The following is a 25,377-nucleotide window of genomic DNA, read 5'->3' on the forward strand; positions in this document are numbered from 1 at the left end:
TGGCAGACTCAAGACATGAGCCCGCAGACCCAGCCAGGCCACCAACGACCAAGCCAGGAACAACCAAGCCGCCCACAGCCGAGCCACCAACTCCCAGAACTCATCGGCCGAGTGCGCCGTGTCCGCACCGGGCCGGTAGTGACGCAAAAGTGGAGCGGCCGTGAAATCAGCACCGGCGCCGCCAAATCACCACGCACGGGCCGCGTAATAGTCGCAGAAAACGGCCTTGACGGCGACGCCCAGGGCAACTTGAGGGTCCATGGCGGACCAAACAAAGCGATGTGCTGCTACCCATTCGAGTTCATGGCTCAGTGGGCGGCTGATGGATTCGATTTGCCGGAGGGCGCTTTCTTCGAAAATCTCACGCTAGAAGGCCTTCCTGACCAGGTGGTTTGTCTGGGTGACATCTTCGAACTGAACGATCTGACAGTCCAGGTCACGCAACCGCGTCGTCCGTGTGCCACGGTCTCGGCACGTTGGAGTGATCGCCGACTGCCCAGGCTCATGCAGTCGAAGTCCCGTTCCGGCTACTACCTGCGGGTCCTTCATCCCGGTACCATCGCTGAAGGTGACACCATGCGGCTGGCCAAACGTCTTCCAAGCGCTGTCTCTGTTGCAGAGACCAATCGCGTCATGAACATCGACCGCCAGGACATCGAGGGCATCCACCGTCTCCTCGCCGCCCCTGAGCTTCCGGAGCGGTGGCGAGCAACGCTCTATCGCCGCTTGAACGGCGAGTTTGAAGACGACACCGCTCGCCTCAGCAAGCCCTGAACATAAAAGCGCATATTCTCAATCCGGCCTACCCGTTAAACTGCGCACATGGCTAGAAACGTCGTTGATCTGCCCTCCGCACTGCCTGAACTCGCTATCGACCAGCAGGGGTTTGACGCCCCATCGCCGCAGCTCGTCATGCTTAACGAGGAACTCGCGACCCAGCTCGGTCTCTCCCCACAGTGGCTCCGGTCAGACGCTGGCCTGAAGTTCCTCACTGGCCGCGGAGTCGGCAAGGAAACCGATACCCCACCCGGCGCATACACAACCCCGGTGTCCACGGCCTACGCCGGCCACCAGTTCGGTAACTTCGCAGGCCTACTCGGTGATGGTCGCGCGCTCTTGCTTGCCACAGTTGAGGCTGAACCGGGGCTGACTGGACTGCCGGATTACCCCAAAGAGACAACCCGCAGCGACAACACCCAGGCCTACGAGATTCAGGCGAAAGGCACCGGCCCCACGCCCTTCTCCCGTGGCGGTGACGGCAAAGTCACGCTGACCTCCGCCCTGCGGGAGTACCTCATCAGCGAAGCCATGTATGCGCTCGGCATCCCCACCACCCGCGCGCTGGCGGTCGTCAAAACTGGCGAAGAGATTTACCGCGGCTCGCAAACCCCATTCGACAACACCGATCCCACCACCGAACTTCAACCGGGCGGCATTGTCGTGCGCGTAGCATCCGGCCACCTGCGAGTTGGCACGTTCGAGCTGGTCGCACGCTCCGGAGCGGACACCGGAATCATGGACCGGCTCATCGACTTCGCCGCGCAGCGGCATGGCTACGAGGGTTCGGCGGAGTCGGTTCTCCGAAACGTCGTCAAGCGGCAAGCCAATCTCGTTGCGGCGTGGCTGGCCTGCGGTTTTGTCCACGGCGTGATGAACACCGACAATGCCAGCATCGCGGGCGAGACCATCGACTTTGGGCCGTGTGCGTTTCTGGATGCGCACGATCCGCGGGCGGTGTTTAGCAGTATTGATCGCGGCGGTCGATACGCGTACGGCGCGCAGCCAACAATCGCGGGGTGGAACATGTCGAAACTCGCGGAGACTTTGCTACCGCATTTCGCAGGCACCCCGGAGGATGCCCTCGCACGCGCCCGCGACATCCTGGGAGAATTCGCCGACGAGTTCACCGATGCGCTCAGCCGCAGGTGGCTGCCCAAGTTGGGGATTCTCCCCTCGCTTTACGACGACCCGCTGGCCATCCCCTTGGTACAGCAGTGGCAGGCGTTGCTGGCGAAGTTTGGGCTCGACCACACGAATGCTCATCGGGCGCTGATTGAGGCTCTGGCCGATGGTGATGGGCAGGATTTCACTGCGCTGACCGCGCTGACCAGGCTGTCTGATGATTCTGCGCTCCCCGCTGCCGCGACTGAGTGGGGGCAGTTGTGGCAGCGGACGCGGGAGGAGCTGGGAATCGACCAGACGACGGCCCTGGCACTTATGGAGGAAACAAACCCACTGTATATTCCGCGAAACTACCTGGTCACGGAAGCGTTAGCGAAGGCAGGGGCGACGGGAGAAGCAGGGGCGGGAGATTTGGCCGCCTACCGGCACCTGCTGGAGGCGGTAACCAACCCCTTTGAGTTGCAAGACGTCCCAGCGGGGTTCACTGAGCCGGCACCGCGGGAGTTGGGGGCTTTCCACTCGTACTGCGGGACTTAATGCGCTGGCTTGGCGGCGCTCCGGCGCCCCTCTACCAAGCCCCAAAGCCCACTTCACGACACGGGTGTCACCTCGTGTCAGCTGTGGAGGTGGCATGAGGTGACATAGCTGTCGTGAAGTCGCGGATGGGGCCCGCGGACGGGGCCCGAGGATGGGACCAACGCGAATAAGCCCAACGCGGACGGAGCCTGGCTGAGCGCCAACGTCGCGGAGCACCAGAGGACAACCCCTGCGGGGGTGCCAGGGTGTCACAGACTTTCACCGCTGCACAGAATTAACTCCCCAATCGAGGGTAAAAGACACCGTCAAATAAGGGATGGTTCGCCTGATCAATACTCATATGTTTTTTGGACTTGTAAGGTTAGAGACTGTATTGAACGGTCGTATCCAAACCTTAGAATCCGTCACAACCAAAGGTTTCACCACCACCATTGCTAAGCAGCTGGGAGGTGGGTAGCTGAGTCGTTTGGAGTGAGCCGATCACCAAATTCATATCGCCTAGCTGGCAGAATCTAGAAAGGCTCGCGATGCATAGACCCGTTGCCTCCGGCCCCTTCCACACCCGGCAGGAACTCCGGCGGACGCTCCGACAGCGAGAGAAGTTCCGTGCCACAAAACTGCACGCAACAGCGCTCAGCGAAAAAGGAAAGTTCACGCTGCATGTCCGCCAAATCCTGGCGGCTTTGCTGGCAATTGTCCTACCGGGCGCTGCACTTGCTGCCTGCAGCACTGACCAGCAACAGGTCGGCGCCGGGTTCATTGTGGTTCAGAACTCCGAACCGCAGTCGCTGCTGTACACCACTGACACCAATGAAACCGGTGGTGGCGATATCCTCCGCGTGCTCTACTCAGGTCTGGTGCGCTACGACACCGACGGCTCGATGATCCTGGACCATGCGGCAGAAATTAAGCCCAACGAGGACTCGACTCATTTCGACATCACGCTGAAACCGGGCTGGACCTTCCACAACGGCGAACCCGTCACCGCGCAGAGCTACATCGATGCCTGGAATTACGCTGCCTACGGCCCGAACCTGCAGAAGCAGCAGTCCTTCTTCGCCAACGTGCAGGGCTTTGATGCTGTCTCGGGAGAAAAGGCCACGGAGAAAACACTCTCCGGTCTGAAAAAGGTCGACGATCTGAAGTTCACCGTAGATCTGACCACCCCAGATTCCTCCTTCCCGCTCAGCCTCGGCTATGTCGCGTTTATGCCACTGCCGAAGGCAGCGTTCGAAGACAAGAAGGCTTTCGGTGAACACCCCATCGGCAATGGTCCCTACAAGATGGCCGAAGGTCGTGCGTGGCTGCATAATAACCAGCTGACCTTGGTCAAAAATGATAACTTCGCCGGTGAGCACAAGGCTCGCAACAACGGTCTGGTCTACCGCTTCTACTCGGACATGGACACCGCGTACGCGGATCTCCAGGCAGGCCGCCTGGACACGCTGCCGCGCACCATTCCACCGACGGCGATGGCCAGCTTTGAAACCGACTTCCCTGACTCCAGCGCAAACGTCCCAACTTCCTCAGCGCAATACTTCGCAATTCCGCGAAATCTGCCAGGCTTTTCGGGTGAAGAGGGCAAGCTCCGTCGTCAAGCAATTTCCATGGCGTTTGACCGCCAGCTCATCACTGACAAGATTTTCTTCGGCACGCGCACCCCGGCGCGCGAATTCAGCTCACTGACGCTCGGTGACTTGGATCCGAATGTGCCTGGGCAGGATGTGTTGAAGTACAACCCGGACAAGGCTCGCAAACTGTGGGCCGAGGCCAACAAAATTGCGCCGTTTACGGGCTCGTTCGATATTGCCTACAACGCCGACGGCGGGCACCAGCAGTGGGTTGAAGCGGTGACCAACATGATTGGTGAAACCCTCGGAATTGAATCTCACGGCAAGGCCTACCCGACCTTCAAGCAGCTGCGCGATGAGATCACTAATGAGACCCTGACCAGCGGCTACCGTACCGGCTGGTCAGCGGACTACCCATCGGTTGCCAACTACATGATTCCGCAATTCGCCACCGGTGGTTCCGCGAATGACAACCACTACTCGAATCCGAAGTTCGACAAGCTCATTCAGGAAGCGTCCTCGGCAAAGAGCGCAGAGGAGGCCAAGCCGATTTACGTCAAGGCTCAGTCTGTGCTGATGGAAGACCTGCCTGCAATCCCTCTGTGGTACCCGAATGCTTCGGTGGCGTGGAACCCGAAGCTGCGTAATGCCGTGGTGATGTGGGATGGCATTTTGGACTACCCAATGATTGAAAAGGACTAGCGCCATGGGTTGGTATATCGGAAAGAGACTCCTGCAGATGGTGCCGGTCTTCTTCGGTGCCACGCTGCTGATTTATGCGATGGTCTTCGCCATGCCCGGTGACCCCATCGCCGCATTGGCCGGCGACAAGCAGTTGCCGCCGGAGCAGGTCGCTGCGCTGCGCGCGCACTACCACCTGGATGAACCCTTCTTCGTCCAGTACTGGGAATACTTAAAGGGCCTGTTCACACTGGATATGGGCGAGACTTTCTCCGGCCGCTCAGTCGGCGAGGAAATTGCTCTGGCCTTCCCCATTACTATTCGCCTGGCACTGATGGCCGTTGCCATTGAGGCAATCTTCGGCATCGGCCTTGGCGTCATCGCAGGCATGCGCAAGGGCGGCTTCTTCGACTCCACCGTCCTGGTTCTGTCCCTGCTAGTCATTGCAACTCCGACCTTCGTGCTCGGCTTCGTTGCCCGCTACCTCTTCGGTGTGCGCTGGCACATTGTCTCCCCCACTGTCGGTAGCGATGCGTCCTTTACTTCCCTGCTACTTCCGGCATTCGTGCTGGGTCTCGTCTCGGTTGCTTATGTTCTGCGACTGACGCGCTCGGAGGTTTCGTCGGCACGCCATGCTGACTTCGTGCGCACCGCCCGCGCCAAGGGCTTGCCAACCTCTGAAGTCACCCGCCGCCACATCTTGCGTAACTCGCTGATTCCCGTTGTGACCTTCATCGGCGCTGATCTCGCCGCTCTGATGGGTGGCGCAATCGTCACCGAGGGCATCTTCAACGTGCCCGGTATCGGTGGCCTGATCTTCCACGCCGTCCAGATTGGTGAAGCTCCCACCGTGGTCAGCATCGTGACCATCCTGGTGGTTATTTACATGTTCGCCAACTTGCTCATCGACTTGCTCTACGCAGTCCTGGATCCGAGGATTCGTTATGCCTAAGCCAGATTCGACGCAGTTAGATTCGACTCAGCCAGAAAAGCAGGCCAACACCGCACAGGCCAACACCGCGCAGGCACCAAATCCGGCGACGAACCCCGACCACAAGCAGTTGCCGGATACTCCGCCACTGGGGCTCTGGGGTTCGGCCTGGCAAAACCTGCGTTACCGCCCACTGTTCTGGATTTCCGCATTCATCATTTTGCTCTCCATCGCAGTGGCCGCGTTCCCGTCGCTGTTCACCTCGGTGGATCCGTCGGCAGCTAACCTGCGCGACTCCCTGGCACCGGCCCGCGAAGGCCACCCCATGGGCTTCACGCAGCAGGGCTATGACGTCTACGCCCGTGTCATCTACGGTGCCCGCGCCTCGGTCATCGTCGGTATCGGCGTCACCCTGGCCGTGACCATCGTCGGCATCATCCTCGGCGCAATCGCCGGCTACCTGGGAGGATGGGTCGATGCGGTGCTCTCTCGCATCACGGACATGTTCTTTGCCATTCCACTGATTCTGGCCGGCATCGTGCTGATGCAGCTGTTTACCGAACGCACCATCTGGTCCGTGGTCTTCGTGCTCGCTGCTTTCGGCTGGCCGCAGATGGCGCGCGTAGTGCGCTCCTCGGTGATTTCGGTGAAGAACGAGGAATACGTCACCGCTTCCAAGGCGCTCGGTCTGTCCAACACTGGCATTCTCTTCCGCCATGTGCTGCCGAACTGCCTCGCCCCTGTCATCGTTATGGCCACGACCTCACTGGGTATTTACATCGTCGCCGAAGCCACGCTGTCCTACTTGGGCATTGGCTTGCCAACGACCACCGTTTCCTGGGGCAACGACATCTCTGTCGCACAGCAGGTGCTCCGCCAGGCCCCGTCCAACCTGTTCTGGCCAGCACTCGCCCTGGCGATTACCGTTCTCGGCTTCATCCTCATGGGTGACGCTTTGAAGGATTCTCTCGACCCGAAGGAGCGTCGTCGATGAGCACCGACACCAATACTTCCTCAGCGCCCATTCTCACCTTGAAGAATGTCTGCATTGGCTTTCCGACGACCACAGCGTCCGGCCGCCGCAGTAAATCGTTGACCGATGTGGTGCACAACGTCGACCTGGAGGTTTTCCCCGGTGAGACAGTCGCCATCGTCGGCGAGTCCGGCTCGGGTAAGTCCACCACTGTCCACGCCGCACTGGGGCTGTTGCCCGGTGATGGTGAAGTCACCGGTGGCACCATCACCTTCGATGGCCGTGACATCACACACTTGACGGACCGCGAGTTTGTTAGCATCCGCGGCAACGGTATTGGCCTGGTCCCCCAGGATCCGATGACCAACCTCAATCCGGTGTGGACTATCGGTTCCCAGATTAAGGAGGCGCTGCGCGCCAATAACATCGCCACTGGCTCTGAAGCCCACAAAAAGGCGATTGAGCTGCTGGAACAGGCCGGCCTGCCGAATGCTAAAAAGCGCATCGACCAATACCCGCACGAGTTCTCCGGTGGTATGCGCCAGCGCGCACTTATCGCGATGGGCTTGGCCGCGCACCCAAAGCTACTGATTGCCGATGAGCCCACTTCCGCGCTCGACGTGACCGTGGCGAAGAAGATCCTTGACCACCTCGACAAGCTCACTAGCGAACTCGGCACGTCCGTGGTGCTTATTACTCATGACCTCGGTTTGGCTGCCGAGCGCGCTGACCGACTCGTCGTTATGCAAGCAGGACGTGTCGTGGAGACCGGCCCTGCCCTGGAAGTCCTCACTCGCCCGCAGCATCCATACACCAAGCAGCTGATCGCGGCGGCTCCGTCGCTGGCTGCCCGCCGCGGTGATCGCGTGGTGGCGGCGCCGACGACATCGGATGCGGATCAGAAGGAGATTCTGGTCGCGAAGAACTTGGTGCGCGACTTTGCCATCCCCGGCGACCGTCCGTGGCGCAAGGATTCCTTTCGCGCCGTCGATGACATCAGCTTTACGCTGCGCCGCGGTCGCACCATCGGAATCGTGGGCGAGTCCGGTTCGGGTAAGTCCACTGTCGCAAATATGGCGCTGGGGCTGCTCGATCCGACAGAGGGCGAAGTGCTTTTCGACGGTAACCGCGTCCAGGGCCGGAATCGTAAAGAGGAGCTCGAGCTGCGGCGTCGCATTCAGCCGATTTTCCAGAACCCGTATGCGACGCTGGACCCGATGCGCACGGTGCATTCCTCCATCGAGGAGCCGCTGCAAATTCACAAGATTGGCACCAAGCAGGAGCGTGAGCAGCGCGTATTCGAGCTTCTCGACCGCGTCGCGCTGCCCGCGGAGATGGGTCGCCGCTTCCCCGGTGAGCTGTCGGGTGGCCAGCGTCAACGTGTTGCGATTGCGCGTGCACTGGCCCTGAACCCTGAGGTTGTGGTCTGTGACGAGGCGGTGTCAGCCCTCGACGTGGTGGTTCAGGCTCAGGTGCTCGAACTGCTTGCTGAGCTGCAGGAAGAGATGGATTTGGCCTACCTCTTTATTACGCATGACCTCGCTGTGGTGCGGCAGGTGGCTGATGAGGTCATCGTGATGGAGCACGGCAAGATGGTTGAACACCGTCCTACCGACGATCTCTTCGACCACCCGGAGAAGGAATACACCCAGCGGCTGCTGGACGCTATTCCGGGCGCTTCGCTGGATTTGGATCTGTAGCTGGGCGGTGCCGCCCCCCCACACACAGCACTTCACTCCACCCTCTGGGCTGGGGCAGATCGCACTTCACGACACCTATGTCACCTCGTGCCAGCTGTGGAGGTGGCATGAGGTGACATAGGTGTCGTGAAGTCGCGAGGAGAGGCAGGCAGGCGAGCGGGAAGGCGGGAACGTGCAGGCGGGCAAGCAAGAACGGGCAAGCAGCCGGCTGCTACTCCTCGTCCAGCACCATGCGATAACCGACCCCCACCTCAGTGCGCAAGTACTTGTTGTGAGCCTGCTGAGGCTCAATCTTGTGGCGCAGCTGGGAGATGTAAACGCGCAGGTAGTTGGTCTCTTTTTCGTACTGGTCACCCCAGACGGCCTTGAGAAGCTCCAGTTTGGTCACCAGTTCGCCACGATGCTGCACCAGGTAGACCAGGATGTCCCACTCGCGCGGGGTCAGATGCACGAGCTCGTCCGCCACGAGAACTTGCCGTTTGGCCAGGTCAACCATTAGATGACCATCTGCGGAGGTCACCTTCGGCACCTCTTCGACCACTACTTTGCTAGCACGCCGCATGGTTGAACGCAGCCGAGCCAACAACTCCCCCATCGAGAAAGGCTTGGTGACGTAGTCATCGGCCCCTTCATTGAGGGCGTTGATTTTCCCCGCCTCGTCGTGACGTGCGGAGACAATCAGCACTGGAATATCGCTCCACCTGCGCAAAGAACGCAGAACTTCCAGGCCACTGACATCGGGCAAGCCCAGATCCAGGAGAACGGCGTCGGGCTTCCACTCGCTGACCGCGGCTAACGCCCGCGTGGCCGTTTGCGCGACACGTGGCTCGTAACCGCGGGCTTTTAAACTGACAAGCACAGTGCGGGCCATGGCGACATCATCCTCGACGATGAGTATCTTTCGCCCGGGTTTGTTGCCAGCCTGACCAGCGGGTTGTCCTGAACTGAGATTCATGGAATCCTACTTTCTCTCGCCCATTGCACGCGGCAACGTCAGCACGAAGGTAGCACCGCCGCCGGGTGTCTGTTCGGCGCGGATGGCGCCTCCCATGGCGTCGGCAAAACGCGAGGCGGCGGCAAGTCCCAGACCAAGGCCCTGAGATTGTGCCGAGTAGTCGCCAAGGCGTTGGAACGGTTGAAAAATCTCCTCCAACTTATCCTCCGGGATGCCCTTACCGTGGTCAATGATCAAAATGTCTATGCATGCGCTCGCAGCGATAGCACCCAGCGAGCCCATAACCGGCATGTCGGCGGGACCGCGCACACCGCGCTCGCTGGGCCGCGTACGAATGGTCAGGCTCGACTCCGGTGCGTACTGACGGCCGTTGATGACGATGTTGGAAACAATGCGCTGGATCAGCCCAGGATCGCCTTCCACCATGCAGGCGTCATGGTCAATATCGCGGTCAATGTGACCTGCGGCTTCCGGCAGCTCCGCACATACCGCGTCCACAACATCGGAGACGCTAACCGGCACACTTTCCACCCGCTTGGTGCTGGAGTCGATGCGGCTGGCATCGAGTAGGTTGCCAATGACCACCTCTAGGCGGTCAGCGGAACTCTCGATTGTCTCCATGAGGATGAGACGCGTTTCGTCGTCAAGCTCAACGTCCTCCATGTTCATGCTGGAGATCGCAGCCTTGATGCTGGCCAGCGGTGTGCGCAGGTCATGTGAAACGGCGGTCAGCACCGCGCTGCCCACGCGGTTGCCCGCCTCGAGGGCAGCGGTGGCGCGGCGCATCGCGGCGATTTCCTCCATGTCCATGAGCGCCCGGATGCGGGAACCGTGAGCCGCAATCATGGCAGTCTCAGCGGCGGTGAGTTCACGGCCACTGAGCACAAAGCGCAGGTCATCGCCGGAGCTGACCTTAGTCATCGGCAGCTCTGTCGGCCACGGTTCGGACAAGCCGTGTTCGGCGGTGGTGACAATGGTCAACCACTTCTTGCGCTCTGAGGAGTAACGCTGCACGTCCACGCGCTCCATCGAGAACGTATCCGCCAAGCTGTGGACCAGGTTGGACATGTTGTCGCCATCGTGGACGACACCGTGTGCCAACTCGGACATTACGACTGCCTGATGCAAACTCCTGTCCGCCATCTCGCGGCGGCGCTCGGAACGCTCCACCACCGTCGCCACAGCTGCCGCAATCACACCGAAGAGCAGGATTTGAGCCAAGCTGGCCGGCTCGGTGATGGTCAGTGTTCTCACCGGGGCGGTGAAGTACCAGTTTGCCAGAATTGAGGAGACCACCACTGCCGCCAGCGCTGGCACCAACCCTGCCGCCATAGCGGCGAAGACTATCGGCATCAGATAGGTCAGCAGCAGTACGCCCAGGAACTCCGGGCCGGTGTCCAGCTGGTAGAGCAGCAACGTCAGTAGCACTGGCCCCACCAGTGCCAGCAGCCAACCGGTGATACGTCGCTCCTTGGAAAAGCGAGAGCGCAGTTTCTTGCGCCGCTTGGCTTTCTTCTCTGAGCTTGAGGAGATGATGTGCACATCGATGGGCCCAGCCTGGTCGATGATGCGCTGCGAGGTACTTAAGCCCACGTAGCGCCGCAGTCCTCGCTCCGAGCCAATGACCAGCTGCGATGCATTGACCGTGCGGGAGAACTCCAGCAGAATTCCCGGCACATCATCGCCCACGATGGTGCGCCACTGCCCACCCAGCGACTCGGTGAGATCCTGCAGCTTGCGCAGCCGACGCAGATACCCGCGGTCAAGGCCGTCGTCCTCGCCGGTAATGTGCACGACAATCATCTCGCGGCCGGCCACGCGACCGGTCATACGAGCACCGCGGCGAATCATGGACTCCGCGTTCTCATCATCGCGCACGGCCACCACGACGCGCTCACGCGTGGTCCAGTGGTCGTCGATCTCCTCGTCTTCGCGGTAGGCATCGAGCACCTCCTCGACCTTGTCAGCCAGCCACAAAAGTGCCAGCTCACGCAGGGCGCTGAGGTTGCCCGGGCGGAAGTACTTGCGCAGCGCTAGTTCCGCTTGCTCCTTGCGGTAGATTTCGCCGCGAGACAGGCGGATGCGCAGGGCGTCCGGGCTCAAGTCGATGAGCTCAATCTCGTCCGCATCGCGGAGGACACGGTCGGGTACCGTCTCCATCTGGCGCACGCCGGTGACGGCCGCAACGACGTCGTTAAGCGATTCCAAGTGCTGGATGTTCATCGTCGAGATGACGTCGATGCCTGCGTCGAGAAGCTGGTAGACATCGTGCCAGCGCTTGCGTTGCTGAACGAACTCGTTGTCCGGCTCATCGGTAACGACGGTGTGCGCGAGCTCATCGACGAGGGCGACCTCGGGACGCATCTCGATAATCGCATCAACATCCAGCTCACGATAGGTGTTGCCGCGGTAGGACACCTTTCGACAATCCAACACTGGCAGGCCTTCGATGAGCTTCTTCGTCCGCTCGCGACCGTGGTGTTCCACCAGACCAATGACTACCTCGTGCCCACGGGAGTACAGATCGTGCCCCTCGCTCAACATGGCGCACGTCTTACCCACGCCCGGGGCGAACCCCAGGTAGACCTTCAGTTTTCCTCGCTTGGCCATTTCTTACAGACCTTTACTTGCCATACCTTGCCCAATCGCAGGATGCTTACTGTCCGTCTGTCAGAGCGGCGTTCAGCTTTACGACGTTGACCAGTCGCCCACCATCCTGCGAGCCCTGTTCCGTAATTGCGTTTTCACTATTTTCCGAGATCAACCGCTCAACCTCTGCCTGTGGCAGGTTGCGCTCCTTGGGCACGCGCGGTGCTTGCAGCTGTGCGTACTTCTCGGAGATATGCGGATCCAGACCGGAACCGGAGGCGGTGACTGCCTCCACCGGTACCTGGGCCGGGTCGATGCCCTCGCGGGCAGCGACATCGGTGCGGCGCTGTTCGATTTCAGCCTGGAACTCCTTGCTATACGGCGACACGTTCGATGCCGAAGACGACATCGCGTCGTAGCCATTATCCCCCGCAGCAGACGGGCGCGGGTAGAAAAATCCCGGCTTTGTCACTTCTTGGGCAATGAGCTCCGAGCCCTGGGCCTTGCCTGCGGAGTCATACATCATCGAGCCATCAGCGTTATCGGACCAGATTCGCCCCACTACCCAGATTGCGGCTGGGTACAGCAGGCCGATAACCACGGTGAGCAGCAAATATGCCTTGATTGTGGTGGATACCAACCGAAAGTTCTTGTTCATGTCCTTCTCGATTCTTTTCACATGTTGCGAGATGCCAAGTGCTGTGCGCTGGCTGCGCCGTTTGGCGCGAGGCCAAGGCACTTACATCCCGAACACTCCGGAGAGCAGGAGGTCAATAATTTTGATGCCGACAAACGGTGCGATGATGCCACCGACACCGAAGATGAGCAGGTTGCGGCTCAGCAGTGAGGCAGCCGACCCGGCGCGGTACTTCACGCCCTTGAGAGCCAGCGGAATCAAGGCGACAATCACCAGCGCGTTGAAGATCACTGCAGACAGGATGGCGCTTTCCGGCGAATGCAGGTTCATGATGTTGAGCTTGTCCAGGCCAGGCAGCGCCGTGACGAACATGGCTGGAATGATGGCGAAGTACTTCGCCACGTCATTGGCAATGGAGAAGGTGGTCAGCGCACCGCGGGTAATCAGCAACTGCTTGCCGATTCCCACCACGTCAATGAGCTTGGTCGGATCCGAATCCAGGTCCACCATGTTGGCCGCTTCCTTCGCCGCCGACGTACCAGTGTTCATTGCCACGCCCACATCTGCCTGCGCCAATGCCGGTGCATCGTTGGTGCCGTCACCGGTCATGGCGACCAGGCGTCCCTTCGACTGCTCCTTGCGGATCAACTCTAGCTTCTGCTCCGGGGTGGCCTCAGCGAGCACATCGTCGACGCCGGCCTCCTTCGCAATCGCATGCGCCGTCACCGCAATGTCGCCCGTGATCATGACGGTACGAATGCCCATTTCACGCAGCTGATCGAAACGCTCACGCATGCCAGGCTTAACGACGTCCTTGAGATAAATAACACCCAGCACTCGTCCGGACTCACCGCTGGTTACTTCGTCGCCGCCAAATACCTCGGCGACCACCAGCGCGGTACCGCCCGCTTCCGAAATGCGCTGGACAATGCCATCGACCTCGGGCGGCACGGTGGCACCGATGCACTTCATCAGCTTCACAATCTCCATTGCGGCACCCTTGACTACCTTGCGTTTCTTCTCGCCGCCGGTAGCGGGGAACTCGATACCACTCATACGAGTCTGAGCGGTAAAGGGAATGAAGGTCGCATTGGCATAGACGGATTCGTCGATGCGTTCATTCGATTCGGTTTCCGCGAGCTCGACAATGGAGCGGCCCTCGGGGGTTTCGTCGGCAAGCGAAGAAAGCTGGCAGGCGTGTACCAATTCAGCGTGCGTGGTGTCGCCGACCTCGGAGAACTCCGCAGCCTGACGGTTACCGAAGGTGATGGTGCCGGTCTTGTCTAGCAGCAGCGTGGCGACGTCACCAGCGGCCTCAACCGCACGGCCCGACATGGCCAACACGTTGTGCTGAACCAGGCGGTCCATACCGGCGATACCAATAGCGGACAGCAGCGCGCCGATAGTGGTCGGGATCAGGCAGATCAGCAGTGCGACCAGTACCAATGGGTCCTGCTCAGCGCCGTTGAAGACAGCCATTGGTGCCAAGGCGATGACGACCATGAGGAAGATCAGGGTCAACACGTGCAGCAGGGAACCAAGTGCCAGCTCGTTCGGAGTCTTCTTGCGCTGTGCGCCTTCGACCAGACCAATCATGCGATCCATGAAGCTCTCACCGGGCATGGTGGTGACCTCGATGGCGATGGCGTCGGAAAGCACGCGTGTACCACCGGTGACCGCGCACCGATCACCGCCGGCCTCGCGGATGACCGGCGCGGACTCACCGGTAATGGCGGACTCATCGACACTGGCAGCGCCGACGATCACGTCGCCATCGGCGGGAATCGGCTCGCCGGCGGAGACGATGACGATGTCACCCGGAACCAGGTCCGTGGCCGCGACCTTGGTGGTCTGCGCGGCTGGGTTCTCCAGTGCTGCAGCGGCGTTGGCGCCGTTGTTGAGCTTGAAGGCATCAGAGGTGGTGCGCGAAGCGCGCAGCGATTCCGCCTGTGCTTTGCCGCGGCCCTCAGCGACGGCTTCCGCCAGCGTTGCAAAAAGTACCGTCAACCACAGCCACACCGTGATGGAAATACTGAACAGCGACGGGTGCGCAATGGCCAGGACCAGCGTAAATGCGGCACCGACTTCGACCAGGAACATCACCGGGGTGGCGATGAGCTGGCGCGGGTTCATCTTGCTCAGCGCCAGCGGCAGAGCCGCTTTCAGTGCGCTGGGAGAAAATGCGGAAGATGCGTTGGAATTCTTGCTCATGACAGGGCCTCCGTCAGCGGACCTAGGACGAGGGTTGGTAGGAAGGTCAGGGCGCTGACGATGATTGCGATGGCAACGGTCAGGCCGACAAACTGCGGTCGGTGAGTTGGCAGGGTGCCAGCGGTCTCGGCGGCTGGTCGCTGCTTGGCGAAGTCACCAGCCAGACCCAGCACCATGACAATTGGAAGAAAGCGACCAAACAGCATGGCGAAACCGAGGCTCATGTTGAACCACGGGGTATCGGCACCGAAGCCCGCGAATGCCGAACCATTGTTGTTGGACGCACTGGTGAAGGCGTAGATCAGGTCGGAGAAACCGTGCGGTCCGTCAGCGGACACGGAGTCCAGCGTCGACGGCAGCATGGTGGAGATACCGACACCTGCCAGCACCAGCACTGGCATGACCAGGACGTAAAGGCAAACCTTGGTGATTTCCGAAACACCAATGCGCTTGCCCAGGTATTCCGGGGTACGGCCGACCATCAGGCCGGCGATGAATACGGTCAGGATGGCGATGATGAGCATGCCGTAGAGACCGGAGCCCACACCACCAGGGCTGATCTCGCTCAGCAGCATGTTCAGCATGAGCATGCCGCCTGCCAGTGGTGAGTAGCTGGAGTGGAAGCTGTCCACCGCGCCTGTCGACGTCATGGTGGTGGTCACCGCAAAGAAGGAACTCGGCAGCACGCCAAAGCGCATTTCCTTGCCCTCCATGCCGCCACCTTGGAAGGTCTGCAGCGCAGTCTCGCTGGACATAACGACAGCCAGAGAGATGAAGTAGAGCACCGCCATGGTGGACAGAATTGCCCAGCCCTGGCGCTTGTCACCGATGATGACACCGAATGCCCTGGTCAACGAGACCGGAATCAACAGGATAAGGAAGATTTCCAGCATGTTGGTCCACGCATTCGGGTTTTCAAATGGATGCGCGGAGTTGGCGTTGAAGTAGCCACCGCCGTTGGTGCCCAATTCCTTGATGACCTCCTGCGATGCCACGGCACCGCCCGGGATAGTCTGGCTGCCGCCGGTGACAGTCTGGATAGTCTGTGGGGCCGAGAAATTCTGGATGGCACCCTGCGAAATCAGCAGAATTGCACCAATAGCGGCGATGGGCAGCAGCACTCGCAGGACGGTACGAGTCAGATCTACCCAGAAGTTGCCGATGTTGCCGTCACCGTGACGGTTGGCCAGGCCTCGGACCAGCGCCACCGCCACTGCAATACCGACTGCGGCGGAGACGAAGTTCTGAACTGCCAGGCCAGCCATCTGGGTTAGCACTGTCATGGCTTCTTCACCGGAGTAGGACTGCCAGTTGGTGTTGGTGGTAAACGACACCGCGGTGTTCCACGCCTGGTCCGGAGAAACTGGGCCCTTGCCGTGGTTGAGCGGTAGCCACTGCTGCACTCGCTGCAGCAGGTAGACGAAGATGACGCTGACAGCGGAGAAGCTCAACACACTGGCGGTGTACTTTGTCCAGTGCTGGTTGGCCTCTGGGCGCACACCGATGGCGCGGTAGAAACCGCGCTCAACACCCAAGTGTTTATCAGTGGTGAATACCCGCCCCATGTAATTGCCGAGCGGGATGTAAAGGATGGCCAGTGCGGCCATCACGATGATTACCGGGACAAATCCCATAATGACGTTGCTCACGAGAATCGCTCCGGATCAATCAGGGCGACCAGGGCATAGCCCAATGCCGCCAAACCTAAAATGGCGCCGACGATCAATTCCCACGTCATAGTTTCTTCACCGCCTTTGCGCAGCCCTGCAGTAGCAGGAAGGCCGCAATGGTGAGTAGAAGAAGCAAAATGTCTACGAACATGACAGTTATAAAACACCCATACCTACTGCGGCGGGCACCTATTAACGCTTTTTTAACACCCGACTGAACTGGGGTTATGCGCTTAGAGATGCGCGAATGCACTTCTGATTAAGCAAGTGCCAATGCAGGTACGCGGCGAATTAATACCAGCTTCGGGGCTGAGTGGGCTGAGCAGGCGCACTGGTGTTGCCGACTTATCGATGGTTTTCCGTGACCTGTCGATGACTTCCCTTGTCTTATCGATGGTTTTCCGCCACTTATGCGCACGTTGTGGGGTCTACCTGAGCACTTGTCGATGCGTTATTCACTGATGGCCACGCTATAGCGCATCGACAGGTGAATAGCTCATCGACAAGTGGCCGACCGCCCCTGCCCCTCGCCGCCCCTGCCCTCGCCGGCCCCGTCCCCGCCGTCTCCGCCCCAGCCGGACCACGCGCTACCCGAAGGTTTTTGGACACGGAGCATAGGCGCGAAGCATAAAAAAACCGGGCACCACACTTCCTGCGTGATACCCGGTTTTAATGGATTGAGTTAGGCCGAAGCAACCGGCCCGAAGCAACCAACCTAGAAGTGGCTGACTAAGCCTGACTAGTTAGTCCTCCGGTGCGAGCTCGCTTTCGGTAACCCACTTGTGGTTCTTCATGGTCATGCCGTCTTCGTCGATATCAACCATATAGACCGGCTCCTGGGTGGAGTAATCAACAGTGCCCTTGGCGCCCTTCATGCCCGCCATGTGCTCGGCATTGATGGTGATCTCGGAGCCGTCGGCAAGCGGAGCCTCACCTGGGTTCTCCAGCTCCTCATGAACAACCCAACGGTGATCCTTCACCGGTTCACTGCCATCGGTCGGAGTGTAGGACACGGAGTACGTGGTGGTGTTGAAAACACCAACAACCTTGCCTTCTGCACCCTTCATGCCCGGCATGTGATCAGCTAGAACCTTCACTTCACTGCCGACCGGAAACTTCGCGTTGTCAGCCGGAGCCATTCCCTCGGGAGCCGGACCGCCATCGGCCGGGTGATCATGGCCAGCCATTGCATCGTCATCATGGTCGCCGTGCTCACCGTGGCCATCGGCATCGTCCATGTCATCCATGTCGCCCGTGTCCTCAGAGCTGGTTGCCGTTGCCGACGAGCTGGTCTCGCTAACAGTGCTGCTTGCTTCGGTATTAGTCGAATCATCGGAGGAGCAACCGGCCAGCGCAAGCACGCTGGCGGCACCTGCGGCTACAAGCGCATTAAGTGGTCGGATATTCTTTGCCATGGTCAAGCTCCTTTGTTGTTGATGTCAATCAATCTATGCCCTCACCCTACCGACGCTCCTCTAACGCCACCAGGACTTATCGCCCTCGGCGGACGGAAATCGTCCAGCCGGCCTCGCCGGTCTGCTCGAAGTTGGTGACCTCGTGGCCATCCTTCGCAGCCCAGCGCGGAATCGCATCCGTGGCCTGGGTGCAGTCGAATGGAATCACCAGCTCCTCGCCGACCTCAATCTTGTTGATTGCATCCTTGGCCTCGATCAACGGGAATGGGCACACCGCGCCGACGGTGTCGAGCTCGTATCGCCCATCGCCCAGCGGCTTTAGCTTGCCGTCTTCCTGCTTGACGACGCTCCGGTCGAGCAACGCCACCGGAGCGACAGCAAAGGCACCCGCCAGCGGGGAGGCCTCAGCGCCAGCGGCACCGACACCGTCGCTGCTCGGCAGGGACACAGGAGAAGTAGCAGCCGAAGCGACCGGAGCCGCTGCCGATACCGCCGTGTCGTTGGTGGTGGAAGAGGTGCTCGGGACGTCGTTAAGCGAAGGTGCGGACGGCTTCAGCCAAAGCTTGGCGGCGATAGCGACACCTGCGGCGATGGACGCCAGCGCAAGCCAACCCTGGTAGCTGAACAGCGAGGTCTGGACCATGCCGTTGCCGACGGTGCAGCCGCCGGCCCACGCAGCGCCAACACCCATGAAGATGCCGCCGACGACGGAGCGAGCGCCCTGCGTAGCGTCCGGGACGCGGAGACGGAATTCGCCGGATGCCTTGGCGGCGATGAAGGAACCGACGAGGATGCCGAGGACGAGGAGGACGCCCCAGTCGAAACGCTCGGTGTCACCAGTGACAACGTAGTTAGCGAGGTTGGAGGACGGAGTGGTGATGCCGAGGCCATCGTTGCGGCCGGTGGCGGCGGACAGCGGCCATGCAATCACGCCCAGTACACCGACGATGGCGGCGGTGGCGTACACGTGCCAGGGCTTCTCAGCCAGGATGTGCGCGAGACCGGACTTACGCGGTGCCAGAGTTACCGGGCGCGGGCCGGAGAATTCTTCGCGCAGGAAGCGGACGGCGAAGTATGCCGTGACGGCGCTCAGCGCGATGACCAGTGGCCAAATGCTAATGCCGAGAGAGGCATGAATGCTGGTCAGGCCGACGGTGCGGTCCTTCAGGGAATTCTGCAGGCCATTGAGGAAGCCAGTCTTCATAGCAGCAGCGGATAGGGCGTAAAAGACCAGTGCGATCCAAGAGCCGATCAGGCCCTCACCCGAGCGGTACCAGGTACCCGAGGCACAGCCACCGGCCAGGACGATACCCAGCCCGAAGATAACACCACCGACGATAACGGCCACCGGTGCCAGTTCGTTGTATTCGGGAGTAATCACGCCGGCGCTGGTCAGTGCGGCCAGGCCGATGGCGTGGAAGGAAATAACAATCAGTAGCGCGACGAAGCCGCGCCAGCTGCGCTGAGTAAAGATATCGCGCAGGAAGCCGGTGACGCAGAAGCGTCCTCGCTGCATAACAAAGCCGAGCACGGCGCCCAGCGCTAGTCCTGAGATGAGCATGAAAGTAGTTCTCCTAAGTTTTGTGGACAAGCCCGCCATTTAAACCCTTATGAACAGACCTGTCTATTCGTGGGTTAGAAACTACTTCAATCACCGAAGAAAGTCCAACTTAACGGCGTTTTCGCAGAGCAGAGCACTTATCAATAGACAGACCGAACCGTATAGTTGCTGGTGATAAACGCAAGTTGTGGCAAGCTAAACACTATGAGCGCACAGAATTCAGCCCTGGCTGGGCACCAGCGGCTCCTTGCGATGCGCTCGATACTCGACCTGCCCTTTGCGCACGCTTTCACCCTTGACCCACAACTGGTCATTGACATCTCCGGCGTCGCCCGTCTCAGCGAGCTCAACGCCAAAAATGTCGCAATAGTCGACAGCTTGCGTTCACTCGCCCACACCAACGTGCAGGACTTTTATGCCATCGATGACGCGGCAGAAGCTCTAGGTACCGCCTTGCGAATGGCGATTTCCTCCCGACAGCTACTCTGGTTAAGCTCACTGCCCCACAGCGACGTGGAGAGGGTACGAAACATCCTCGGCGGCGACATCGTTCATGTGGTGGGCGAGGCACTGGCCGTCGATAAGCTCGATGACGATGTCCTGGAGCTTCCCGATGCCATGAAGCAACGCGGAGAACCACTGGTGCCCATCGCCATTTCGCCGACCGAGCTGGTGCAGACCTGGGCCCACGGTACGCGCGAGCAGCAAAAACTGCTGACGTACCTGATGGAGGGTACGAATACGCTGGTCATGCAGCACAAGAACCTGCATGCACTACGCAAAGTCGGAACCAAACTCATAGAGCGCAACCCCGTGTGGCGCCTGCTCTATAACCCGAAAGTGCTCGCGTATCTGGTGGTGATGGTTTACTCTTCGCTCCGCGCGCTACCTGTGGTTTTTGTCCCCGGATTCCACGGCAATGTCTGGGTGCTGTGGAGCATCGACATCATTACCGCTATCACCTACACCTGGGGAATTGTCGAGATGATCACCGGCCGCTCATTCGGCCGAAGAATGCTGGGGCTCCTGATCACTCTAGTGACTTTCGTCTCGCCCTACGTCTACTTCTGGGCCAACGGGCGCGATTATCCGGTGTGGGTCACCATCTTTGTCATCGCGCTGATTGTCGCGGCGTGCGCCGTTGAATACGTTCGCTGGCTGCGCGACCGAGTCATCTATGAAATCCTGCGAAAACCACCCACCAGCGGCGGCTAGCGACCGCTGAGCGAGCGCCGCACTCCCCCAATAATCAGCCAGGCACCGGCGGCAACGTTCACAGCCACAAGCCCGTGAACTGCTGTACTGCTTAACGACGCTGCCGTCGTCTCACCTGCGATGAGAGTACCGGTCGAAATAATCCAGATGAACGTTGCGGCAATGTTGGCAATCCTGCCGCGTTCCACGCGGAATGGATGCGTGTAGTGCAGCGGCACCAGCGTCATTGCGCTGAAGATAAAGATTGCAGCGATGCACACCGCCATGGGCGCGTTCCATACCCACAGCAAAACCGCCACGATGTTCCACGCGGCGGGGAAACCAACGAAGTAGTAGTCGCCGGACTTGGCGGCTTCGTTGGCATAGCAGAACATCGATGACACCAGCACCAGGATTATCAGGGAAATTGCCAATGGACGTGGCCCCAGCGGCAGGTACATGACCATGAAAGCTGCGGGAATGGCGGTCCAGGTGAGATAGTCGACGATGTTGTCCACCACTGCGCCGTTAAACCACGGGACGACTTCCTTGATGTGATGTTTACGCGCCATATTGCCGTCGACACCATCGACGACAAGGGCAATGCCCAACCAGAGCCACATCCAATGTGGGCGACTCTCCAGCAGTGCGACCACAGCCAGCGTCGCCCACACCAAACCTGTCAGTGTGAAGGCATGCACCGCCCAAGCGATGACATGCTGACGCCGGGTGAAGCGGGTGAAAGTCGCAGCGGTGCTGGCAGCATCGGTGTTGGCAGTCGAGACAGCAGCGGAATTATCGGCAACAGCGGAACTGGCATTGTCGGAGCGGATAGTAGCGTTCACGGCAGATGTCCTTTAGAGAACAAAATGCGCACAACTGCAAACCTTTATCGCAGTTGTGCGCAGAGTCGATTTTTTTCAATCGGTGAGTATAACGGCCGATGGGTCGTTTTCCCGTATTTTTGCTCGGGCTTGTGCCGAGTTATTTAACGACGATCCTCGAACCAACCGGTAACAGCCGGCGCTGTGTTCTCGTAGACCAGCTTGGCTTCGGTGTACTCTTCCAGGCCGGTCGGGCCCAGCTCGCGGCCAATACCGGACTGGCCGAAGCCACCCCATTCGGCCTGTGGCAGGTAGGGACCAAAGTCGTTAATCCAGACGGTGCCGTGGCGCAGCCCGCGGGAGACGCGCTCAGACACCTCACGGTTGGATGTCCACACCGCACCGGCCAGGCCGTATTCGGTGTCGTTGCCAATCTCGATGGCCTCATCAACCGTGGTGAAGGTCTCCACCGTCACCACCGGGCCAAAGGCTTCGTCGTGAACGCAGTCCATCTCGCGAGTGACCTGGTCAATCACGGTTGGGAGGTAGAAGTAGCCGTCGGCAAGCGAGGCGGAACCGTCAGCGGTGGCGCCGGTGGCAATCTCGCCGCCCACGCGCACGCGAGCGCCCTGCTCACGCGCCCGATCAACGTATGCCGCGACCTTATCCAGATGCTGCTTCGAAATCAGCGCACCGGTCTCGGCCTTCTCGTCGAGCGGACCACCGAGCTGGATGTGTCCGGCGCGCTCGACCAAATCGTCGACAAACTTCTCGGCGATGGACTCCTCCACAATCAAGCGAGCGCCCGCCGAGCAGACCTGACCGGAGTGCAGGAACGCAGCATTGAGGGCATTGTCCAAAGCAGCTTCGTAGTCAGCGTCGGCGAAGATGATGTTCGGGTTCTTGCCGCCGAGCTCAAGTGCGACCTTCTTCACGGACTTGGCTGCTTCACCAGCAATAATCTTGCCAGTGACAAGACCGCCAGTGAAGGAGACCATGTCCACCTTCGGATGCGAGGACAACGGTGCGCCCGCTTCGGCGCCAGCGCCGGTAATGAGGTTGGCAACACCTGCCGGAACACCCAGATCATCGATGACGTGCATGAGCAGAATTGCTGTGTGCGGAGTCAGCTCCGCCGGCTTGAGCACAAAGGTATTGCCCGTGGCCAGGCACGGTGCGACCTTCCATGCGGTCTGCAGCAGTGGGTAGTTCCACGGCGTGATCAGGCCACAGACACCGACAGGTTCACGCACAATACGCGCGACGACGGACGGGTCATCCGCATCCACGAGACGACCGGCATCATTGCCCGCGAGCTTACCGAAGTACTCGAAGCAGGCGATGATGTCATCCATATCGGCTGCCGCCTCAGGCAGGCGCTTGCCGGTATCCATAGCCTCTGCCCAGGCAAATTCATCCTTACGCTGCCTGATGGCAGCACCGATGTCGAGTACCAACCTGCTGCGCTCAGCTGTGCTCCAGGATGCCCAGGAACCTTCTCCGGTACGTCGGAAAGCAGCGTCGGCGGCGGCGATGGCGCGCTCGGTGTCGGTCGCGTCTGCTTCCGCAACTTCGGCGATGAAAGAGCCATCGGCCGGGCACTCAATAGTGCGAGTGTTGCCAGCGGCTGCAGCGGACCAGGCACCGTTGATGAACAGCGTGGCCGCGCCTTCGTGGGCTTTGGCGGTCTCGGGTGCGAGGGCCTTATCAGTAGTGGAAGGCTCAAAGGTCATTTAGGAATCCTCCTTGGCGTAGTCATCAGACCATTCGCGGACAGGTTCGGCATTATCGGACAGATCTGAGGTGCCCGGGAGATCAGCCTGCATATGCAGGAACTCCAGGTGCCGTTCGTAGAGATCGAGGACATCGGAAATCAGCTGCTCTTGGGTGTAGCCGTAAACGTCGTAGCCAAGAGAGCCGGTCAGTGTGAATACCTCGAGGCGGTAGTAGTAAATGTCGGCGTCACTGTCCAGGTGTACCAGGCCGGCAAAGGACGGCGTCAAGTGTTCAACCGGATAGACCTGGTATCGGAAGCTCATCTCCTCGCCGAATCCGACCTGCAGGTCAATCTGGTCGATGCCGACTTCTTCTGCTGGTTCACGGTGCAGCGTCACTTCACCGCCACGTTCCCTGATAGCATCTGCCACCTGTTCAAGTGCGGGCTGCACCACTCGGTCGAGGTAGCGCATGACTGGCTTCTTGCCCGGGAAGGACATGGAGCGGGCAAGTCGATTGCGCCAGTCGCCCTGTCGGCCATCTACGGCGCGGCCCGACATCGCCCCGTGGAGGGCTCGACGTGTCGAATCCTGTTGCAACAGCTCCAGTCGCAGCGACTTAAACAGGCCATACATCACCAGATAGATGACAAAGGCAAACGGCAGACCCATCACAATCGTTGCCGACTGCAGCGTCGGAATACCACCGACATAGAGCATGGAGATGGTCAGCACACCGACCACGACAGCCCAGAAAATACGGGTCCACTTCTTACCGTCCTGCTGTGTGTCGGTGATCTTCGAAGTGAAGTTACTCATCACCAGTGCCGCCGAGTCCGCCGAGGTGATGTAGAGCAACAGGCCAATCAGAGATGCGACTGCAGCCACCATCATCGGCGCCGGGTACTGCTCCAGCAGCAGGTAGAAGGCACGCTCCGGGTAATCCAGTGCAGTCTGGCCAAACTCCGAATCGCCATTGATGACCAGGTCCAGCGCCGAGTTACCGAATACCGACACCCACATCAGGACGAAGAGGAATGGAATGGTCAGCGTGCCGACGACAAACTGGCGCAGGCTACGGCCACGGGAAATACGGGCCAGGAACAAACCGACGAACGGTGCCCAGGCCACCCACCAAGCCCAGAAGAACAGGGTCCAGGAGTTCAACCATTCCTGTGCACCGGAGAACGCGTAAGTATCCATAGTCATGGACGGGAACTTCGAGACGTACTCACCGACGTTCATCACCAGTGCGTCAAACAGGAACGCAGTGCGGCCGGTAATCAGGATGTAGAGCATCAAGCAGATGGCCAGGCCAACGTTGAGCTCCGAGAGACGACGAATTCCCTTATCAACACCGGAAACTGCGGAGGCGATAGCCACCGATACAGCCACGACGATCAGAGCGATCTGCCAGGACGTACTCTCATCCACCCCGAACAGCACGCGCAGGCCGTAATTCAGCTGGACGACGCCGATACCGAGCGAGGTTGCGACACCGAAAACGGTACCCAGCATCGCCGCGATTTCGACTGCTTCACCAGCGGGGCCATGGATGCGCTTGCCGATAATCGGATAGAGCGCCGAACGAATGGTCAGCGGCATATTGAGGCGATAGGCGAAGTAGCCGAATGCCATACCCATCAGGGCGTAGAGTGCCCAACCGGTCACGCCATAGTGGAAAAGCGTGAACACCACTGCCTGACGTGCAGCTTCGATGGTCTCCGCGTCTCCAGTCGGCGGGCCATAGTACTGTGCCACCGGCTCTGCTACCGAGAAGAAGAGCAGGTCAATGCCGATACCCGCGGCAAAGAGCATGGAAGCCCAGGAAAACAGACCAAACTGAGGCTTGGCGTGATCGGGGCCGAGCTTAATCTGCCCTGTTCGCGAGATAGCGACGTAGAGCATGAAGAGCACTGCCACCGTCGCGGTCACAATATAGAACCAGCCGAAGTTCTTCGATACCCAGGAGACGATGCCAGCGAGGGTGTCCGCTGCATTGTCCGGGGCAAAAATAGCCCACAGGGCAATGGCGAGAATGCCGACGCCTGAAATAATAAATACAGGCCAGTTGACCTCAGGCTCGGAGGTTACACTCGCTTGCGCTTGTTGTGGAGGGGCCGACTGCGATCGCCGCATTTCTTGCGACGATTCAGATTTTTCCTCCGTTACCTTCTCAGTTGGCGGAGTATCAGACATAGGAAAATCCTTCAGATTCGGGAACTAACCCAGCATACCTAGTTTGAATAATCCCTCAAGCCTGAGAATCGATTCAGAAGAATTCTCCAATTCCAACATCAACACCTTCACC

Annotated in this window: 18 protein-coding genes; 7 read left to right on the forward strand and 11 right to left on the reverse strand. The window is 59.8% G+C overall.

The genetic code is table 11. The features are described 5' to 3' along the window. Nucleotides 1–15 precede the first annotated feature (15 nt). From HMPREF2614_RS00985 to HMPREF2614_RS01010, 6 genes are all read left to right on the forward strand, one after another. Nucleotides 16–774: an MOSC domain-containing protein gene (locus HMPREF2614_RS00985; RefSeq protein WP_224786625.1), complete on the forward strand. Its 759-nt coding sequence runs from the start codon at nt 16–18 to the stop codon at nt 772–774. A 48-nt stretch (nt 775–822) separates the two neighbouring features. Beyond that, nucleotides 823–2,439: a protein adenylyltransferase SelO family protein gene (locus tag HMPREF2614_RS00990; protein WP_070559819.1), complete on the forward strand. Its 1,617-nt coding sequence runs from the start codon at nt 823–825 to the stop codon at nt 2,437–2,439. Between the two features lie 527 nt (nt 2,440–2,966). Continuing rightward, nucleotides 2,967–4,712 carry a peptide ABC transporter substrate-binding protein gene (locus tag HMPREF2614_RS00995; RefSeq protein ID WP_070559821.1) on the forward strand — a complete coding sequence of 582 codons (1,746 nt, stop codon included), beginning with the start codon at nt 2,967–2,969 and terminating at the stop codon, nt 4,710–4,712. Nucleotides 4,713–4,716: 4 nt separating this feature from the next. Beyond that, nucleotides 4,717–5,643 (forward strand): ABC transporter permease, encoded by a 927-nt coding sequence (locus HMPREF2614_RS01000; protein WP_038626862.1) that lies wholly within the window; start codon nt 4,717–4,719, stop codon nt 5,641–5,643. After that, entirely contained in the window at nt 5,636–6,616 is a 981-nt protein-coding gene (locus HMPREF2614_RS01005; RefSeq protein ID WP_070559823.1) for an ABC transporter permease, read from the forward strand. The genes HMPREF2614_RS01000 and HMPREF2614_RS01005 overlap by 8 nt, the downstream gene beginning before the upstream one ends. Continuing rightward, the gene (locus HMPREF2614_RS01010; RefSeq protein WP_070559825.1) at nt 6,613–8,295 is read left to right on the forward strand and encodes a dipeptide ABC transporter ATP-binding protein; all 1,683 of its coding nucleotides are present in this window, start codon (nt 6,613–6,615) and stop codon (nt 8,293–8,295) included. Before HMPREF2614_RS01005 ends, HMPREF2614_RS01010 begins: the two co-directional genes overlap by 4 nt. A 211-nt stretch (nt 8,296–8,506) precedes the next feature. Here HMPREF2614_RS01010 and HMPREF2614_RS01015 read toward each other — a convergent pair whose 3' ends face one another. The 8 genes from HMPREF2614_RS01015 to HMPREF2614_RS01050 form a co-directional block, all read right to left on the reverse strand. Then, complete coding sequence (locus tag HMPREF2614_RS01015) at nt 8,507–9,250, reverse strand: response regulator transcription factor (protein ID WP_049181799.1); 744 nt, start codon at nt 9,248–9,250, stop codon at nt 8,507–8,509. Nucleotides 9,251–9,256: 6 nt separating this feature from the next. After that, on the reverse strand, nt 9,257–11,860 hold the full coding sequence (locus HMPREF2614_RS01020) for a sensor histidine kinase (protein WP_048734314.1): 2,604 nt from the start codon (nt 11,858–11,860) through the stop codon (nt 9,257–9,259). Between the two features lie 46 nt (nt 11,861–11,906). Then, entirely contained in the window at nt 11,907–12,497 is a 591-nt protein-coding gene (gene kdpC / locus HMPREF2614_RS01025) for a K(+)-transporting ATPase subunit C (protein WP_070559827.1), read from the reverse strand. Between the two features lie 81 nt (nt 12,498–12,578). Further along, nucleotides 12,579–14,687: a potassium-transporting ATPase subunit KdpB gene (kdpB, locus tag HMPREF2614_RS01030; RefSeq protein ID WP_070559830.1), complete on the reverse strand. Its 2,109-nt coding sequence runs from the start codon at nt 14,685–14,687 to the stop codon at nt 12,579–12,581. After that, a complete protein-coding gene (gene kdpA / locus HMPREF2614_RS01035; protein WP_070559833.1) occupies nt 14,684–16,336 on the reverse strand; it encodes a potassium-transporting ATPase subunit KdpA in 1,653 nt (550 codons plus the stop codon). The genes kdpB and kdpA overlap by 4 nt, the downstream gene beginning before the upstream one ends. Next, nucleotides 16,333–16,425, reverse strand: a complete 93-nt coding sequence (locus tag HMPREF2614_RS01040; RefSeq protein ID WP_070559835.1) for a potassium-transporting ATPase subunit F — start codon at nt 16,423–16,425, stop codon at nt 16,333–16,335. Before HMPREF2614_RS01040 ends, kdpA begins: the two co-directional genes overlap by 4 nt. 675 nt (nt 16,426–17,100) lie before the next feature. Then, nucleotides 17,101–17,772, reverse strand: coding sequence for a YdhK family protein (locus tag HMPREF2614_RS01045; RefSeq protein ID WP_080972903.1), 672 nt, complete (start codon nt 17,770–17,772; stop codon nt 17,101–17,103). 76 nt (nt 17,773–17,848) lie between these two features. Next, the gene (locus tag HMPREF2614_RS01050) at nt 17,849–19,333 is read right to left on the reverse strand and encodes a YeeE/YedE thiosulfate transporter family protein (protein WP_038626900.1); all 1,485 of its coding nucleotides are present in this window, start codon (nt 19,331–19,333) and stop codon (nt 17,849–17,851) included. 204 nt (nt 19,334–19,537) lie between these two features. Here HMPREF2614_RS01050 and HMPREF2614_RS01055 point away from each other — a divergent pair, with 204 nt between their 5' ends. Continuing rightward, nucleotides 19,538–20,548: a hypothetical protein gene (locus HMPREF2614_RS01055; RefSeq protein WP_070559837.1), complete on the forward strand. Its 1,011-nt coding sequence runs from the start codon at nt 19,538–19,540 to the stop codon at nt 20,546–20,548. Here HMPREF2614_RS01055 and HMPREF2614_RS01060 read toward each other — a convergent pair. The 3 genes from HMPREF2614_RS01060 to betT all read right to left on the reverse strand — a co-directional run bounded on the left by HMPREF2614_RS01060 (nt 20,545) and on the right by betT (nt 25,265). Then, on the reverse strand, nt 20,545–21,372 hold the full coding sequence (locus tag HMPREF2614_RS01060; RefSeq protein ID WP_080972905.1) for a CDP-alcohol phosphatidyltransferase family protein: 828 nt from the start codon (nt 21,370–21,372) through the stop codon (nt 20,545–20,547). The genes HMPREF2614_RS01055 and HMPREF2614_RS01060 overlap by 4 nt on opposite strands. 143 nt (nt 21,373–21,515) lie before the next feature. After that, the gene (locus HMPREF2614_RS01065; protein WP_049181809.1) at nt 21,516–23,084 is read right to left on the reverse strand and encodes an aldehyde dehydrogenase family protein; all 1,569 of its coding nucleotides are present in this window, start codon (nt 23,082–23,084) and stop codon (nt 21,516–21,518) included. Next, complete coding sequence (gene betT, locus HMPREF2614_RS01070) at nt 23,085–25,265, reverse strand: choline BCCT transporter BetT (RefSeq protein WP_070559839.1); 2,181 nt, start codon at nt 25,263–25,265, stop codon at nt 23,085–23,087. Between the last annotated feature and the right edge of the window lie 112 nt (nt 25,266–25,377).

The sequence above is a fragment of the Corynebacterium sp. HMSC074C11 genome, assembly GCF_001809455.1.
Lineage (GTDB): Bacteria > Actinomycetota > Actinomycetes > Mycobacteriales > Mycobacteriaceae > Corynebacterium > Corynebacterium amycolatum.

What these genes read in the sequence shown, in the direction of transcription:
- HMPREF2614_RS00985 (WP_224786625.1), top strand. Translation starts at nt 16, where the DNA reads ATGAGCCCGCAGACCCAGCCAGGCCACCAACGACCAAGCCAGGAACAA.
- HMPREF2614_RS00990 (WP_070559819.1), top strand. Translation starts at nt 823, where the DNA reads ATGGCTAGAAACGTCGTTGATCTGCCCTCCGCACTGCCTGAACTCGCT.
- HMPREF2614_RS00995 (WP_070559821.1), top strand. Translation starts at nt 2,967, where the DNA reads ATGCATAGACCCGTTGCCTCCGGCCCCTTCCACACCCGGCAGGAACTC.
- HMPREF2614_RS01000 (WP_038626862.1), top strand. Translation starts at nt 4,717, where the DNA reads ATGGGTTGGTATATCGGAAAGAGACTCCTGCAGATGGTGCCGGTCTTC.
- HMPREF2614_RS01005 (WP_070559823.1), top strand. Translation starts at nt 5,636, where the DNA reads ATGCCTAAGCCAGATTCGACGCAGTTAGATTCGACTCAGCCAGAAAAG.
- HMPREF2614_RS01010 (WP_070559825.1), top strand. Translation starts at nt 6,613, where the DNA reads ATGAGCACCGACACCAATACTTCCTCAGCGCCCATTCTCACCTTGAAG.
- HMPREF2614_RS01015 (WP_049181799.1), bottom strand. Translation starts at nt 9,250, where the DNA reads ATGAATCTCAGTTCAGGACAACCCGCTGGTCAGGCTGGCAACAAACCC.
- HMPREF2614_RS01020 (WP_048734314.1), bottom strand. Translation starts at nt 11,860, where the DNA reads ATGGCCAAGCGAGGAAAACTGAAGGTCTACCTGGGGTTCGCCCCGGGC.
- kdpC (WP_070559827.1), bottom strand. Translation starts at nt 12,497, where the DNA reads ATGAACAAGAACTTTCGGTTGGTATCCACCACAATCAAGGCATATTTG.
- kdpB (WP_070559830.1), bottom strand. Translation starts at nt 14,687, where the DNA reads ATGAGCAAGAATTCCAACGCATCTTCCGCATTTTCTCCCAGCGCACTG.
- HMPREF2614_RS01040 (WP_070559835.1), bottom strand. Translation starts at nt 16,425, where the DNA reads ATGACGTGGGAATTGATCGTCGGCGCCATTTTAGGTTTGGCGGCATTG.
- HMPREF2614_RS01045 (WP_080972903.1), bottom strand. Translation starts at nt 17,772, where the DNA reads ATGGCAAAGAATATCCGACCACTTAATGCGCTTGTAGCCGCAGGTGCC.
- HMPREF2614_RS01050 (WP_038626900.1), bottom strand. Translation starts at nt 19,333, where the DNA reads ATGCTCATCTCAGGACTAGCGCTGGGCGCCGTGCTCGGCTTTGTTATG.
- HMPREF2614_RS01055 (WP_070559837.1), top strand. Translation starts at nt 19,538, where the DNA reads ATGAGCGCACAGAATTCAGCCCTGGCTGGGCACCAGCGGCTCCTTGCG.
- HMPREF2614_RS01065 (WP_049181809.1), bottom strand. Translation starts at nt 23,084, where the DNA reads ATGACCTTTGAGCCTTCCACTACTGATAAGGCCCTCGCACCCGAGACC.
- betT (WP_070559839.1), bottom strand. Translation starts at nt 25,265, where the DNA reads ATGTCTGATACTCCGCCAACTGAGAAGGTAACGGAGGAAAAATCTGAA.